Source organism: Muriicola sp. E247 (assembly GCF_041358175.1).
GTDB lineage: Bacteria > Bacteroidota > Bacteroidia > Flavobacteriales > Flavobacteriaceae > Muriicola.
Genome location: NZ_JBGKBE010000001.1, coordinates 191,030 through 207,700, shown reverse-complemented (window position 1 = coordinate 207,700; position 16,671 = coordinate 191,030). Strand labels below are relative to the sequence as shown.

Genomic DNA, 16,671 nt, shown 5'->3' with positions numbered 1-16,671 from the left:
AGGATTCATGATTTATACTACGCTGCCTCATACTTCCCTTGAAGTGAGCAAGATCTGCTTAGGCACCATGACATGGGGAAAGCAAAATACCGAAGCTGAAGGTCATTCGCAAATGGATTATGCGGTAGATCAGGGGGTCAATTTCTTTGATACAGCCGAACTTTATCCCATACCTGCTCACCCCGATCGGTATGCCCTCACGGAGAAGATCATAGGAAACTGGTTTCATAAAACCGGGAAGAGAGATAAGATTGTCCTGGCGTCCAAGATCGCAGGGAAAGCATCTTTCACGAAATTCATAAGGACAACAGGGTTTAAAAAAGATGCCCTGGTGGAAGCAGTGAACGGCAGTCTTAAACGCCTGCAAACGGAGCATATCGACTTGTATCAATTGCACTGGCCTGAGCGGTCGACCAACTACTTCGGGCAGAGGGGATACAAACACGACATTTCGGATTTCTGGCAGGATAACATTCATCAGGTTCTGGAAACCCTGAGGGATTTAATTAAGGAAGGAAAAATAGGTCATGTGGGCTTATCTAATGAAACCCCCTGGGGAACTATGCGGTTTCTTGAGGAAAGCAAGGTTCATAAAAGTCTCCCGCGTATGGTTAGCATACAAAATCCCTACAGTCTTCTGAACCGAACTTTTGAAGTTGGACTTTCTGAAATTGCCATAAGGGAAAAAATAGGGTTGCTTGCTTATTCTCCCCTTGGTTTCGGAGTGCTTAGTGGAAAATACCTGGGGGGAAAGAAGCCGGAGAATGCCCGGATCACATTATTTCCGGCCTATGCTAGATACAGTAATGAGATTGCTCTGGAGGCAACGCAGAAATATCAGGATCTGGCCACGGAAAATGACATGTCGCTTACGCAAATGGCACTTGCTTTTGTCAATTCAAGACCATTTCTAACAAGTACAATCATAGGAGCTACCTCCATGGAGCAACTTAAAGAAAATATCGGAAGTATTGACCTTGTCCTCAGCGAAGAAATACTTCAGAGTATAGAAGCCATACACGAGCAACATCCGGATCCCGCTCCCTGATCAGAAAGTCTTTTGATCCACATCGTGAATAAACCTGATCACGCCTTCAAAGTAGTTTTTCTGATCGTCGTACTGAGATAGGTGACTGCCATTTGGGCAATATAAGTATCTGCCGTTTTTGACTTCTTCAGACATCCATTCCATATGGGAGGGATCCATCGTATCATACTGAGCACCGATGACCAGGGTTGCAACTTCAATTTCTTTCAGTCGATCCTTCACATCCCAATCCTTTAAGGTAGCATCCCCTGTAATGCCAAATTCACTATAGCCCTGCATATGTACATAGACCTGGTTATTAGCGTGTTTAAGGCTTCTCATGACGGCTTCGGGCCATTCCTCCGGAGGCATTCTCAGTACATGTTCGGTGTAGTAATGTTCAAACAGCAATTCCCCGTATTTAGGGTTAGCGAAGTCCTCAGCATCTTCCATTGCTTTTATTTCCTGATAGATTTCAGGATTCATTTGTGGCCCAAGGACATTCTGGGCATAGGCGTTGTACTCGGGAACACTACTCATCATATTTGATATAATCAATCCCTTGAGGTTATCCTGGTATTTAAAGGCGTATTCCATTGCCAATATTCCACCCCAGGATTGACCCAGCAGGTAGAAGTTTGAGGCATCTAATCCCAGGGCTTTCCGTACCTGCTCCACTTCTTCTACAAATCGCTCCTTTGTCCAAAGGCTTAGGTCATCAGGCTGGTCGCTGTAATAAGAACCCAACTGGTCGTAATAGATATATTCAATATTCTCCTGTGGAAAGTATCCGTCAAAGCATTCATATAATTCGTGTGTCATTCCTGGTCCCCCATGGAGAAGTAATACCTTTTTGGTAGGATTGTTACCTATGCGTTTGGTCCAGACATTAAAGGTGCCTTTTTCAGTAGTGATCGGGATCATTTTAATTCCTCCGGTGAACTGATCGTCCCTGTTTTCAAAACTCAGATACTCTTCAGCACTGCTGCTCTCAGCCTGTTCTGTTTTTTCTGTATTCGATTTGCAAGATAAGAGAGTAAGGGCAGCTAAAAAAAGGATAGAATACGCTTTCATAGTCTTATGTTTGGTGAGAAATAAAGTTAGTAATTATTCGATACCTCAGCTGAACAATTCCCTGATTACATCTTCAATCTTCCCTACTTTACTGATCAGGATACTGTGATTTTTCAGTGTAATTTTATTGTTTTTAGAGACAAAAATCCGGGTGAACCCGAGTTTTTCTGCTTCGAGGATACGTTGGTCTACCCTACGAACAGGTCTCACTTCCCCTGCAAGACCAATTTCTGCAGCAAAGCAAACACCTTTTTCCAGGGGGATATCGGCATTACTGGAAAGAACAGCCGCAACAACACCCAGATCAATGGCAGGATCATCAACAGTTATGCCTCCGGTGATATTAAGAAAGACGTCTTTGGCGCCCAGTTTAAATCCGGCTCTTTTTTCGAGTACAGCCAGAAGCATATTTAGTCTTTTTGCGTTGAATCCGGTAGCAGTGCGCTGTGGGGTTCCATACACGGCGGAGCTTACAAGTGCCTGAATTTCAATTAGCAGTGGACGCATCCCCTCCAGTGTTGCAACTATGGCCGTGCCGCTTAAGGCTTCATCGTACTTGGAGATCAGAATTTCAGACGGATTACTTACTTCCCTCAGTCCGCTTCCCTGCATTTCATAGATACCCAGTTCGGCCGTTGAACCGAAGCGGTTTTTCAGGGCCCTGAGAATCCGATACATGTAGTTCCGATCTCCTTCAAATTGAAGGACTGTATCTACCATATGTTCAAGAATCTTAGGTCCGGCGATGGTCCCATCCTTGGTAATATGGCCAACTAAGATCACGGGCGTATTTGTTTCCTTGGCAAATTTGATAAGCTCTGCTGTACATTCCCGTATCTGGGAGATACTTCCTGCCGAGGATTCTATATAATCCGAATGCAGGGTTTGGATAGAATCAATTACTACAATGTCAGGATTTACCTCAGCAATTTGCCTGAAGATCTGTTGTGTTTTAGTTTCAGTCAGGATAAAACAATTGGAACTATCTGGTTGGATTCTCTCTGCCCTCATTTTAATTTGCTTCATGCTTTCCTCCCCGGAAACATAAAGCGTTTTATAAGGCAGTCGCAAGGCGATCTGAAGGAGTAAGGTACTTTTGCCTATCCCCGGCTCTCCCCCCAGGAGTACTAAAGAGCCTGGAACGAGTCCGCCTCCAAGAACCCGGTTGAATTCATGATCAAGGACATCAAACCTGATTTCCTTATCCGTATCAATATCTGAGATATTTACCGGGGCAGCACTTTTTGGAGCACCATTCATTTCGACTTTCCAGCTTTTTTTCTCTTCTTTTTGCACTACTTCTTCCACAATGGTATTCCATTCCTTACAGGCGGAGCATTGTCCGACCCATTTGGCGTACTGAGTGCCACAATTCTGACAGAAAAAAGCAGTTTTTGTCTTTGCCATGATACGGCTAAAGATATAGTGGTATTTGTAAATAACAAAAGAAACACCCCGCTAAAAAGCAGGGTGAAAATGTTGTGGTACGATGTGTGTATTTCTAATATCCGAAGTCGGCCTTTATCGCATCGATTTTTTCCAGGGCGAGTTCCTTGGTAAGGAAATCGATTTCCTGCATACCGAAGGCTTTTTCAAAGGTCCGCAGGGCTTTTTTAGCCTCTCCCATCTGTTCGTAATATTCCCCCTCAAAAAAGAATCCGAGCATAGTCTCCGGGTATTCTTTTTTGCACAAATCTGAAAGGGGTTTTAAAGATTCAAAATCATCTTTTTTTCTGGTGGCGGCATAAACGGCCATAATGTCGTTTAGACTTACGCTTTTACGAAAACCAAACAGTTCTTCAATAGTGTTGTATTTATCCTCAAGGTATTTAAAAGCGGGTTCATCTGAGGTCAGGATCTCTTCTCTGTACTGCTTTGGGGAAATAGGTTTAAAAACTTCAAACATTTTTTCCCATGCTTTTCCAAGACCATAAGTGACAACAGAAACTTCATTAGATTCCGGGTAGGCGTCAAAAGAGTAGTGAATGGTAGGCTTATCGACTTTTCTGAGGTTTTGGTCCAGTAATTTGATTTCATTTCCTGTGGCGGGTTTTCCTCCCCCTGCGATGAGGTGATAAAATATTTGCTGTTCCATCGCCATCAGTCGTTCAGGCACTCTGATTTCCATTTCCGGTGCCAGATGGGGGGCAATGCTGATAAAAGCATTAAAAAAAGATCGATCTTTAAAAAGGTAGTAATTCCCGAAATTGGCGGTAATATCGTACCCAATAAACATCCTGAAAGGTGCAGTGCTGTATGTAAGATCGAGATATGGGACTATCTCCATGCCAATAAACTCATAGAAACTTTTTCCTTTGTCTGCCGGAAGCCCTGAAGCCTCTTCAAAAGCACAGTCATCCCAGCGCAGATCATTTTTACTCTGATCAATTCCTACAATAATAACCTGGGGCATTCCTTCAAATCTGCTGTAAAATTTGGCGTTAGCAACTACCTGGTCAAAGAGGTATTCCGCATCGAGTACAACTACCAGAGGATATTTTTTTTCAGGAGTATAATCCTCGGGAAAATAATAAGAGACGTTACGTCTTTCCTGTAATTTAAAGGACTCGAAAATTTCGTGAGTTACCTGAGTAAAAGTGCTCTGGGTAATAAATAAGACAAGGGTCATTAATATGACTTTCCTCATTGGGTTGGTTTTTGGGTTATTGAAAACCTATCGGTTTCTGTTCAATAACGGTAAGAGTAGAAAAGATATTGCACCGAATACAACAACCATGAGGGTTTGGGCGATCCACATAATCCAGCCGAAAGCATCTCCTGAAACTGCACTAACTCCATAAATAGACAAGGCTTTGCTCACTGCAATAGGATAGAGTCCGATTCCACCATTTGTGGTAGACATGGCAAAGGCACCGGCAATAAATGCAACGAGAAATTCAGACAGGTTCAGGGGTATAGTTTCAATAACCGTAAATTTGATAACCCAGAACATGGCAACATAGGCACCCCAAATAAAAAGGGTATGGAAGATAAAGAGCCATTTATTCTTCATTTTAAAGATACTCAATACTCCGTCGAGCAGACCTCTTACCAGGTCTTTCAATTTAATCGCCAGTGGGGAACTGGACCTTCTGAGAAAGGCGAGAAAGACAAACAAGAATAGCACACCGGCTGCAACCAGGATCAGGGTTGCGGTAAGGCCAATCCCATTGGCTTTAAGGTAGGTAAGAATAATATTGGTTTGAGAAAGGAGGGCTATAAATATAATCAGCAGTAGCATCAACAGGTCGATTACTCGTTCTGTGACGATGGTTCCGAAGCCCTTTTGGAAAGGTACTTTTTCATAAGTTGCCAGTGCAGTTGCCCGCAACACTTCACCAGATCTGGGGATTCCCAGGTTGGCAAAATAGGCGATAAGAATAAAAAAGATATTATTCCAGATTTTGGCCCTGTAACCAAGGGGTTCCAGTAAATAATTCCATCTGATAGCCCTTGAGATATGACTCAATATCCCGATCGCTACGGAAATCGCCACCCAGAACAGATCGGCTTCCCTGATGTATCTGAAGATCTCCTTCCTGTCTTCAGGAGATGTATTGTAATAAGAATACCAAACCAAAAAAACTCCCAGGAGGACAGGGACGATAATTTTCAGAAGTCTTTTTAAGCGGGAGCTCAAAGTTTAGGTTAAAAGATTGTTTTCTTCGTTGGGAAAGATCATGGCAGGTTCAAAGGTTTTAGCCTCTTCGATTTCCATCCAGGCGTAGGTGATCAGTATCAGGATATCGCCTACGGCTACTTTTCTCGCTGCAGCACCATTTAAGGTTAATTCCCCAGAGTTTCTGGGTCCGGGGATGGCATAAGTCTCCAGGCGTTCACCGTTGTTATTGTTGACGATCTGAACTTTTTCCCCTTTAATAATATTGGCAGCATCCATCAGGTCCTCATCAATGGTAATACTACCGATATAATTCAGGTCTGCCCCGGTAACTTTTACCCGGTGTATTTTTGATTTTACTACTTCAATTTTCATGGCGCAAAAGTAATCAATTCACAGCTATATTGTCAATGAGGCGAACCCCCTCGGCATAAACGGCAATAAAGCCTCTGTATTTTCTGTTTTTTTGTTTTCTAATCATCGGTGTCAGGGTTTGAACGTCGGCGATTTGAAAATATTCTAATTTCATATCCTGTTCCGAAGCGAAAACTCTAGACACATACTCACTTATTGTAGTCGCATTTTCCGTGCCAAACATACGTTTGACCTCTTTCAGGGTTCTGTAAATTAAACCCGCCTTCATCCTCATCTGCTCCGAGAGCAAACTATTACGTGAACTCATCGCCAGGCCATTGGTTTCACGAACGATAGGACAGCCTATTACCTCCACCTTAAATGGCAGACTTTCTGACAGTCGGGTTACCACCTGGAGCTGTTGAAAGTCTTTCTCTCCAAAATAGGCTTTGTCTGGTCTGATCAAATCAAATAACATTTCTACAATAGTGGCAACCCCATTAAAATGTCCACCACGGAATTCCCCTTCCATAACCTTATCGAGACCGTCAAAGGAGTACTGTTTTGAGACAATGTCTTCATTGTACAGCTCTTCTACTGCCGGGGCGAATACAGTGATGTTTTCACTTAAACCTTCTAATAAGGCCAGATCAGCTTTCAGAGTTTTAGGATACTTTTTAAGGTCCTCTGTATTATTAAATTGGGTAGGATTTACAAATATTGTTACTACTATTCTCTCATTTTCGGCCAAAGCTTTCTGCACAAGACTTAGATGTCCTTCATGCAAAGCGCCCATAGTTGGAACTAAACCGAGAGTTCCAGACTCAACTTTTTTAGAATTTAAATGGGAAAGGAGCTCTTTTTTATCCGAAATCAACTTCATACCAAAATTTAAAAAGCGAGCAAACTTACTATAATTACGGCTAATCTGCATAATTTTTGTAATTTTGCAGCTACGTTTCTGCGATAAATAAAATACGACCTGTATGAATGGTAAAAAGATATTGTTTGTATCTTCAGAATTAGTGCCCTACTTACCAGAGAATGAAGTTTCCTTAATGTCTTACGAAACACCGAGAATGGTGAACAGCAAAGGCGGTCAGATCCGGATCTTTATGCCGCGATATGGCAATATCAATGAACGGAGGCATCAGCTGCACGAGGTGATCAGGCTGTCAGGAATGAATCTGGTTATAAATGACATGGATATGCCTTTGATCATTAAGGTGGCATCTATCCCCAAAGAAAGGATTCAGGTTTATTTTATTGATAACGAGGAGTATTTTAAACGCAAAGCAACTTTTACCGATGAGAATGGTGATATGTTTGCCGATAACGATGAACGCGCCATCTTTTTTGCCAAAGGAGTAGTAGAAACAGTTAAAAAACTCAATTGGAACCCTGACATCATCCATGTTCACGGTTGGATGTCTTCTCTGCTTCCGTTATACCTAAGAAAATATTACGCCGACGAACCCCTTTTTGCAGACAGCAAAATTGTACTCTCCGTTTACGGGAAGAGTTTTGAGGGGACACTCGATAAAGACCTTATAAAAAAAGTAACCTTCGACGGTATTCCTGAAGACGCTGTTACCCTCCTTAAAGAGCCTACATATAATAATTTGTTAAAAATAGGGGTCAATAATTCTGATGCTGTAATTTTAGCAGCTGAAGGGATTCCGGAAGATCTGCTTTCGCACATCAACAACCTTCAAAAGCCCGTGTTACCATATGTTCCGCTTCAGGAATTTGAAGAGGCCTATGCAAATTTTTATGACACCGAAGTTTTAAAATAAGCCCCATGCGATTCTTTTTACGAGGTACAGTTCCTGCCCTTATAGGAACACTTCTGCTAATTGCGGTTTCTTCATGTGAAGAAGACGTCACAACCATCGGGAGAGGGGTCATCGACCAAAATCCCTTTACCTCAGACGTAGCTGTTTACGATGTTTTTGCCTATAATAGGAATGTGATGGCTGTTCAGACGAATCAGTTGCCTATATATCAAATAGGGGTGTTTAATGATCCTGTTTTTGGAAGGACCACCGCAAGCATTACCACCCAGGTATCCCTGCAGGGGGGAATTGGAAATCCAATTTTTGGCAATTATGCACAGAGTACAGAAGATATTTCTGATACTGACGATGTGGATGCGACTATTGAGGAGAACGAAAGAATCTTAGATGTTGTTTTGTATATCCCGTACTTGAGAAACGACAACGCAGATACTGATCTAGACGGAGTGATAGACGAGTTGGATGCAGATCCTGAAGACCCCGATAGTGATAGTGACGGGGACGGACTAACAGATAACGAAGAGCGCCTTTTAGGCACAGATCCATTGAATCCCGATACTGACGGGGATGGAATTGCCGATGATGAAGATACGAGTACCCTTGCCAACAGGTTCCCGGTTAAAAGAGATCTTGATAGTATTTACGGTAACAGTGATGTGCCATTTAATTTAAAAGTTGAAAGGTCTACCTACTTTTTACGTGACCTGGATCCTAACACTAATTTTCTGGAATCCCAGGAGTATTATTCGAGTCAGGAGTTCGCACCTTCATTTGTCTCCGATGTTCTTTTCGATGGGGAGGTATTGATAGATGATGAACAAACTCTGGTATTTGCAGAAGATGACCCGGATACTGAAGATGATGAATCCCTGGAAGCCCCTCAGGTAATAGAGCCCGGAATAAGGGTGTCTTTAGATTCCGATTTCTTTCAGGCAAATATTCTTGATAAGGAAGGAAAGCCAGAACTTATCAGCAATTCTAACTTCAAAGATTTTTTCAGAGGCCTTCATTTATCCGTTACACCCATAACGGATGATATTATGCTTCTGCTCGATCTGAGGAGTGCCAGTATTACTATCACCTATGAGTATGATCGGATAGTAGACGAGGAACTGGAGACTGCAGAAAGGGAATACACCATCAGCCTCATTACTGGTCAGGCCAATGCTCCCATTTCAGGAAATGCGGTTAATACAATAATTTCAGAACCATATCCTGCTGAAATTTCGGATAATCTTGATACAGGAAATAATGCGTCCCGGATATATCTGAAAGGGGGCCCGGGCACATACGCTGAAATAGCTCTTTTTGAAGAAAACAATGGGGAGGCCATAGTCAATGATATCAAATCGAGAAACTGGATAATAAACGAGGCCAATCTTGTTTTTTATGTAGACAGGGAAACACTTGACGCTGTTGGAGGAATCACAGAACCCTTAAGGTTGTATATGTACAATGCCGAGACCAATAATCCGGTTTACGATGTTACAAGTGAATTTTCTGTTGAAGACTCCCGATTTGGTATTTACCTCGATTACGATGCTTTTTTACAGGAAGAAAATGATCAGGGAATTAAATATAAAATCAGAATTACCGATCATGTCAACAATCTGATTCTCCGCGATTCGGTCAATGCAACACTCGGACTTGCCATATCACCGGATATACGTATTTCCGGGGCTAACAGTGCTGTGGTTGTTGGGGACTCAGATAAAGATCTCCCCGTTGCTCCAACCCTGAGTCCTTTGGGAACAATATTGTATGGAAGCGAAGCCAATGTTCCGGAAGACAAGAAGCTTAAGCTCGAAATATTCTATACAGAAATTAATTAAATACTCTTCTTAGTTTACCACTGGCGGATAAATCTCGTTATACAACCTAAAAACGAGCTTTATTTCATTACTTCTCGTAAATTTATATTCCATAATAATGCTTAATCTCTAATTACTATGTGTGGAATAGTTGGTTATATAGGTCACCGGGAGGCATATCCCATCATTATGAAAGGACTTCAAAGACTGGAGTACCGCGGCTATGACAGTGCCGGAATCGCCCTGTTCGACGGAAATCAGATCAATATGTCCAAGACTAAGGGCAAGGTGGCCGACCTGAAAAACAAATCAGAAAAAAACATATCCATCAACGGTTCTCTCGGAATGGGCCATACCCGTTGGGCCACTCATGGGATACCAAACGATGTGAATTCCCATCCACATTACTCTAATTCAGGCGACCTGGTGATCATCCACAACGGGATCATCGAAAATTATGAGGCCGTAAAAACGGAGCTCTCCAAAAGGGGGTACGTTTTTGAATCTGATACAGATACAGAAGTTCTTGTGAACCTTATAGAAGAGGTAAAAAAGAAAGAAAAGGTAAAGCTTGGAAAGGCTGTACAAATAGCTTTGAACCAAGTTGTTGGAGCCTATGCCATAGCAGTTTTTGACAAGGCAAAGCCCGATGAAATTGTTGTTGCAAAATTAGGTAGTCCGCTTGCAATAGGAATTGGTGAAAACGAATTCTTTATCGCTTCAGATGCATCACCATTTATTGAGTATACCAATAATGCAGTATACCTTGAAGATGAGGAGATGGCTATTGTTCGCCCCGGGAAGGAAATAAAATTGCGAAAGATTAAGAATGACGCGGTGGCCTACCCCATGATCCAGGAATTACAACTCAATCTGGAGGAAATTGAGAAAGGTGGCTACGACCATTTTATGCTGAAGGAGATCTACGAACAACCCAGGGCGATTAAGGACACCTACAGGGGTAGATTGCTTGTAGATCAGGGATTGATAAAAATGTCTGGGATAGATGATAACCTGGAGCGGTTTATGAATGCAAACCGCATCATTATTGTAGCCTGTGGAACCTCATGGCATGCCGGCCTTGTAGCTGAATATATCTTTGAGGATCTTGCCCGGATACCTGTGGAAGTGGAATACGCTTCCGAATTCAGATACCGGAATCCGGTCATCACCAATAAAGATGTTGTTATTGCTATCTCTCAATCAGGAGAAACCGCAGATACACTGGCTGCTATTAAGCTAGCCAAAGAAAATGGCGCTTTTGTGTTTGGAGTCTGTAATGTGGTAGGTTCATCTATTGCAAGGGAGACCCATGCCGGAGCTTATACGCATGCCGGACCTGAAATTGGTGTGGCGTCTACAAAGGCTTTCACCACTCAGATCACTATCCTGACCTTACTGGCCCTAAAACTTGCCAAGGAAAAGGGCGCGATCAATGAAACCAAGTATCACGAAATACTTGTTGAATTGGAAAATATACCGGATAAGGTACAAAAAGCCCTTGAAGCCAATCCACTGGTGGAGATTATCGCAGACGTCTATAAAGACTCAGAAAACTGCCTTTACCTGGGAAGGGGATACAATTTCCCTGTAGCCCTGGAAGGAGCTTTAAAACTTAAAGAAATCAGTTATATCCATGCGGAAGGTTATCCTGCCGCCGAGATGAAACATGGCCCCATCGCACTGATCGATGAGCATATGCCCGTTATTGTCATTGCCACAAAGAAGGGGCACTATGAGAAAGTGGTGAGTAATATCCAGGAGATAAAGACACGTAAAGGGAAGATTATCGCCATCGTCACTGAAGGAGATACCCAGGTAAGAGAACTGGCAGATCACGTTATTGAAGTACCTGAAGTTTTGGAAGGACTAAGTCCGCTCGTAACAACCATTCCTTTACAACTGCTTTCTTATCATATCGCAGTTATGAGAGGTTGTAATGTGGATCAACCCCGTAACCTGGCTAAATCGGTTACCGTAGAATAAATTCAATTAAAAATATTATAACGGCAGTTCCTGAAATTCGGGAGCTGCTTTTTTTTTGATTTCTGCTTTATTTGATTCTTTTTCAGGAGGATAAATCTTAACAATTTGACAATAATCTATCCCCTGCAATTATAAATTAACAATTCTTCCCATAGCTTTTTTTGATATTAGTATTCTACGACGTAAAAAAATTGTTAAATTGCCCGCTATAACAAAGACCCAGACGAATGAGAACAGCACTATTATTATTCTTCCTGCTTATAGGGTATGGAATTAATGCACAAACCACAATTCAGGGAACCGTAAAAGACGATGGCGGAGAACCTATACCAGGAGCAAATATCGTCATCATCGGCACCACTACAGGAGCAGTGGCAGATTTCGACGGAAATTTCACCCTGTCCACAACCCAGGCAACTCCTTTTGTTGTTAGAGTTACAAGTATTGGTTATACTGAAGTTACCATTCAGGTTACCACAAACAACCAGACCCTGGACATTATCCTCCAGGAGTCATCAACACTGCTGGATGAGATCGTCGTTTCTGCCTCGAGGACACCGGAACGACTTTTTGAATCTCCGGTTTCTGTAGAAAGGTTTGGGTTGAAAGAAATCAAGAATACCGCTGCTGAATCCTTCTATGGGGGATTACAGAATTTAAAAGGGGTAGACATCAATACCAACAGTTTAACCTTCCAGTCAATCAATACAAGAGGGTTTGCCACTTTTGCCAATACCCGCTTTCTTCAATTGGTAGACGGAATGGACAACTCCGCCCCCGGACTCAACTTTGTTCTGGGGAACCTGGTGGGGATGTCCGAACTGGAAGTACAGTCGGTTGAGATCCTTCCCGGTGCATCTTCAGCACTCTACGGTGCAGGTGCCTTTAACGGGATACTGTTTATGAGGAGTAAGAATCCCTTTGATTTCCAGGGAATCAGCGCTTATTTTAAAACAGGAATCACCTCTCAGGAAGCCGCAGGAGATAATAGTTATTACGATTTTGGAATCAGGGCATCACATGCCTTTAGCGATAAACTTGCTGTAAAAGCCAACTTTTCCTTTTTAAAAGGAGAGGACTGGCACGCTAACCGGACAGATGATCTGAATAATCCCGGAGCTGACAGATCGGATCCTGCTTATAATGGTCTCAATGTATACGGAGATGATTTTACCATCCCTCTTAATTTTGATGTTTTAGCAGGATTACCTTCCGGCACACTGGGCTCTGCAAATGTATCCCGGACCGGTTATGATGAAATCGATCTCGTAGATAATTATGGCGCGGAAAGCGTAAAAACAGATTTCTCAGTGCATTACCGACCTTTTGCAGATGATTTTGAGATCATCTATAATGGAAGAATTGGAAGGGGAAATACGATTTATCAGGGAGCCAGCAGGTATGCTATCCGAGACTTTATTCTTCAACAACACAAACTGGAATTCAGGAACGACAACTTTTTCCTGAGAGGTTATATCACATCAGAAAATTCAGGAAACTCCTATGATACGCGCTTTACTGCTCTTAACATTAACCGTAGATGGAAAGGAGATCAGCAATGGTTTGAGGAATATGCTACCACCTATATCGGAGCTAGGTTAGGAGTTGGTACCGGGGTTCTATTAGATGATGCCACAGCCCATGCTGCAGCCAGGCAGGCGGCCGACACAGGTAGATTTATACCAGGAACGCCTGAATATCAAAATGCATTCAACCAGGTAACTGCAGACGGTGACCTTCTTACCGGATCAAAATTTATCGATAATACCAAATTGCGCCATATCGATGCTAATTATAATTTTAGCTATCTGACAGGCGATTTTGCTGATGTACAGATCGGCGGGTCTTTCCGTGAATACGTCTTGAATTCCAATGGTACCATCTTTACCGATATTGACGGGCCCATTGCATATAATGAATACGGGGCCTATATGCAGATTCAGAAAAAGATGTTAGAAGAACGATTGAAATTCACAGGTTCTATTCGCTATGATAAGAATCAGTTCTTCGATGGGTTTTTCTCCCCAAGAATTTCTTTTGCATATACTGCCGGAGAGAACAGGAATCAGAATTTCCGGATCTCGGCCCAACAGGGATTCAGAAATCCTACGACTCAGGATCTGTTTATTGGCCTGGATGCCGGGTTAGCCGTATTAGTAGGCTCAGCACCTGACAACCTGGACAGGGATGTAAGAAACTTTCCTCTCAGTGCGGCAGGGGAGACCATAACAGGTTCTAGCACTTCTACGGTCGTAGGAAGAGCAGCCTACGAAAATGCGTTCTCGGCAGCTTCTGTGGGTGCAGGTGCTCCAACAGCTGTAAATACCCCCGTGGTAAAACCGGAAGAGATTACAGCCTTTGAAGCTGGCTACAGGGCTCAATTTGGAAAAGTTACGATTGATCTGAGCGGGTACTACAACCAGTATAAAAACTTTATTTCGAATACTACAGTATTAGTCCCCTTGTATGGAACAGCCGGGGATAATGCATTGTCACTTCTTGCATTACAGAATGGGGATTTTGCACCTTATCAAACGTACACGAATTCATTAGCCGACATAAATTCATACGGAGCTACAATTGGTCTGGATTTCAAAGTGCTGGGTGACTTTGATCTTGGAGTGAATTATACCTATGCAGAAATTGATTTCGATCAGGCAGCCTTCCCTGATTTCCGAACGAACTTCAACACCCCGAATCACAAGGTAAAGGCTTCCTTCGGAAATACTGAACTATTTGAAAATTTTGGGTTTAACGTGAACTACCGCTGGAGTGACACTTACTTCTGGCAGGCAACATTTGCTGATGGACAACTACCTTCATTCACAGTTCTGGATGCACAAATTAACTACGCTGTGCCAAATATCAAGTCGGTATTTAAGGTTGGAGGATCTAACATCCTTGGGCAGGAATATTTCTCCGCCGTAGGAACAGGGGCGGTAGGATCCATATTCTATGTATCCTGGACGATTAACCCTTAAAAGGCAGAATAAACTAAGTATAAAAGCACCGCTAATCCGGTGCTTTTTTTATGTAAAAAAGTGAAGGAAAGCATTCTTATTTACAATGTTATGACATATCTTTGCAGCCGGAAAAAAGAAGCCATTACTCCTTTTAGATGGCCTTTAAATTTTCCTTTAATTGAATCAAAAAATTGAATAATGGCTAAAGTAACTGGCAAAGTTTCTCAGATCATCGGCCCGGTGATCGACGTAGAGTTCGCATCCGGATCGGATCTTCCAAGAATCTATGATTCCCTTGAAATCACAAAAAGCGATGGTACACTTCTTGTCCTGGAAGTTCAATCTCATATAGGCGAGAACAGTGTACGTTCCATATCTATGGATTCTACTGATGGTTTGAGTAGGGGAGTTGACGTTGTCTCTACCGGGAAAGCTATTCAAATGCCCGTAGGGGAAGATATCTATGGCCGACTCTTCAATGTGATTGGGGATGCTATTGACGGCCTGGGAGACCTTCCTAAGGAAGGGAAAAACGGACTGCCCATCCATAGGGAAGCACCTAAGTTTGAAGATTTGTCGACTTCCACAGAAGTTCTCTTCACCGGGATCAAGGTCATCGACCTTATTGAGCCGTATGCAAAAGGAGGAAAGATCGGTTTGTTCGGTGGTGCAGGAGTTGGAAAGACCGTACTTATCCAGGAATTGATTAACAACATCGCAAAAGGGCACGGAGGTCTATCCGTATTTGCCGGTGTTGGTGAGCGTACCAGGGAAGGGAACGACCTGCTCAGGGAGATGCTCGAATCAGGAATTATAAAATACGGAGACGATTTCCTTCACTCCATGGAAGAAGGAGGCTGGGACTTGTCTAAAGTTGATAAAAAAGCCATGAAAGAATCGAAGGCAACCTTCGTTTTCGGACAGATGAACGAACCCCCGGGAGCACGTGCTCGTGTAGCCCTTTCCGGACTTACCATAGCAGAATATTTCCGCGACGGTGCCGGTGATGGCCAGGGGAAAGACGTTCTCTTTTTCGTGGACAACATTTTCCGATTTACACAGGCAGGATCAGAGGTATCAGCCCTTTTGGGACGTATGCCTTCAGCGGTAGGTTACCAGCCCACCCTGGCAACAGAAATGGGTGCCATGCAGGAACGGATTACCTCTACCAAAAGAGGTTCCATTACCTCAGTACAGGCGGTCTACGTACCTGCGGATGACTTAACAGATCCCGCGCCTGCTACAACATTTGCCCACCTGGATGCAACAACAGTACTTTCTCGTAAGATTGCGGAGTTAGGGATTTATCCTGCGGTGGATCCACTGGATTCTACATCGCGTATCCTTACCGCTGATATACTCGGGAAAGAGCACTATGCCTGCGCCCAGCGTGTAAAAGAGCTATTACAGAGATATAAGGAGCTTCAGGATATCATCGCCATCCTCGGAATGGAAGAATTGTCTGAAGAAGACAAACTGGCTGTAGGTAGAGCAAGACGTGTACAGCGTTTCCTTTCTCAACCTTTCCATGTTGCAGAACAGTTTACAGGTATCCCGGGTGTCCTTGTTGATATCAAGGAGACAATTAAAGGATTTAATATGATCATGGACGGAGAACTCGACCACCTTCCAGAATCAGCCTTTAACTTAAAGGGAACCATTGAAGAAGCTATCGAAGCCGGTGAGAAAATGCTGGCTGAGGCATAATTGAACAAATTGGTTCTTTAGATAACAGAACATTATTAAAGTCAAAAGATGCATTTAGAAATCTTATCTCCGGAAGCTACTCTCTTTGAAGGAAAGGTAAACTCAGTTACCGTACCCGGCCTTACCGGAGAATTCCAGGTGCTAGACAATCACGCCCCTATCGTATCCCTTCTCCAGAAAGGACAGGTTAAAATTGGCGGGGAGATCAGTATCCCGGAGGAACACGAAGCTAAATTTTCCAAAAACAAAGAAGGGAAAATGACCCTGGCAATCAGTAGCGGAACCATGGAGATGAATGACAATAAGGTGATTGTTCTGGTAGACTAGAAAACAA

General features: G+C 42.9%; 13 protein-coding genes. 7 read left to right on the top strand and 6 right to left on the bottom strand.

Annotated elements, in window-relative coordinates; genetic code table 11:
* Positions 1-7 precede the first annotated feature (7 nt).
* A complete protein-coding gene (locus ACA086_RS00940; RefSeq protein WP_371001363.1) occupies positions 8-1,048 on the top strand; it encodes an aldo/keto reductase in 1,041 nt (346 codons plus the stop codon).
* Here ACA086_RS00940 and ACA086_RS00935 read toward each other — a convergent pair whose 3' ends face one another.
* The 6 genes from ACA086_RS00935 to panC all read right to left on the bottom strand — a co-directional run bounded on the left by ACA086_RS00935 (position 1,049) and on the right by panC (position 6,957).
* On the bottom strand, positions 1,049-2,101 hold the full coding sequence (locus ACA086_RS00935; protein ID WP_371001361.1) for a proline iminopeptidase-family hydrolase: 1,053 nt from the start codon (positions 2,099-2,101) through the stop codon (positions 1,049-1,051).
* A 45-nt stretch (positions 2,102-2,146) separates the two neighbouring features.
* Entirely contained in the window at positions 2,147-3,508 is a 1,362-nt protein-coding gene (gene radA / locus ACA086_RS00930) for a DNA repair protein RadA (RefSeq protein ID WP_371001360.1), read from the bottom strand.
* A 94-nt stretch (positions 3,509-3,602) separates the two neighbouring features.
* The gene (locus ACA086_RS00925; RefSeq protein WP_371001357.1) at positions 3,603-4,748 is read right to left on the bottom strand and encodes an alpha/beta hydrolase; all 1,146 of its coding nucleotides are present in this window, start codon (positions 4,746-4,748) and stop codon (positions 3,603-3,605) included.
* A 27-nt stretch (positions 4,749-4,775) separates the two neighbouring features.
* Entirely contained in the window at positions 4,776-5,741 is a 966-nt protein-coding gene (locus ACA086_RS00920; RefSeq protein WP_371001356.1) for a lysylphosphatidylglycerol synthase transmembrane domain-containing protein, read from the bottom strand.
* Positions 5,742-5,744: 3 nt separating this feature from the next.
* Positions 5,745-6,095, bottom strand: a complete 351-nt coding sequence (gene panD / locus ACA086_RS00915; RefSeq protein WP_371001354.1) for an aspartate 1-decarboxylase — start codon at positions 6,093-6,095, stop codon at positions 5,745-5,747.
* A gap of 13 nt (positions 6,096-6,108) precedes the next feature.
* On the bottom strand, positions 6,109-6,957 hold the full coding sequence (panC, locus tag ACA086_RS00910) for a pantoate--beta-alanine ligase (protein ID WP_371001352.1): 849 nt from the start codon (positions 6,955-6,957) through the stop codon (positions 6,109-6,111).
* A 103-nt stretch (positions 6,958-7,060) separates the two neighbouring features.
* On the opposite strand from panC, the gene ACA086_RS00905 reads away from it, so the two are divergent.
* The 6 genes from ACA086_RS00905 to ACA086_RS00880 all read left to right on the top strand — a co-directional run bounded on the left by ACA086_RS00905 (position 7,061) and on the right by ACA086_RS00880 (position 16,664).
* A complete protein-coding gene (locus ACA086_RS00905; RefSeq protein WP_371001351.1) occupies positions 7,061-7,870 on the top strand; it encodes a glycogen/starch synthase in 810 nt (269 codons plus the stop codon).
* 5 nt (positions 7,871-7,875) lie between these two features.
* Positions 7,876-9,702: a DUF4270 family protein gene (locus ACA086_RS00900; protein ID WP_371001350.1), complete on the top strand. Its 1,827-nt coding sequence runs from the start codon at positions 7,876-7,878 to the stop codon at positions 9,700-9,702.
* Between the two features lie 117 nt (positions 9,703-9,819).
* Positions 9,820-11,667, top strand: a complete 1,848-nt coding sequence (gene glmS / locus ACA086_RS00895) for a glutamine--fructose-6-phosphate transaminase (isomerizing) (protein WP_371001348.1) — start codon at positions 9,820-9,822, stop codon at positions 11,665-11,667.
* Between the two features lie 227 nt (positions 11,668-11,894).
* Complete coding sequence (locus tag ACA086_RS00890) at positions 11,895-14,648, top strand: TonB-dependent receptor domain-containing protein (RefSeq protein WP_371001347.1); 2,754 nt, start codon at positions 11,895-11,897, stop codon at positions 14,646-14,648.
* Between the two features lie 180 nt (positions 14,649-14,828).
* Complete coding sequence (gene atpD, locus ACA086_RS00885; RefSeq protein ID WP_371001345.1) at positions 14,829-16,337, top strand: F0F1 ATP synthase subunit beta; 1,509 nt, start codon at positions 14,829-14,831, stop codon at positions 16,335-16,337.
* A gap of 48 nt (positions 16,338-16,385) precedes the next feature.
* Positions 16,386-16,664 (top strand): F0F1 ATP synthase subunit epsilon, encoded by a 279-nt coding sequence (locus tag ACA086_RS00880; protein ID WP_371001342.1) that lies wholly within the window; start codon positions 16,386-16,388, stop codon positions 16,662-16,664.
* The last annotated feature ends 7 nt before the right edge of the window (positions 16,665-16,671 follow it).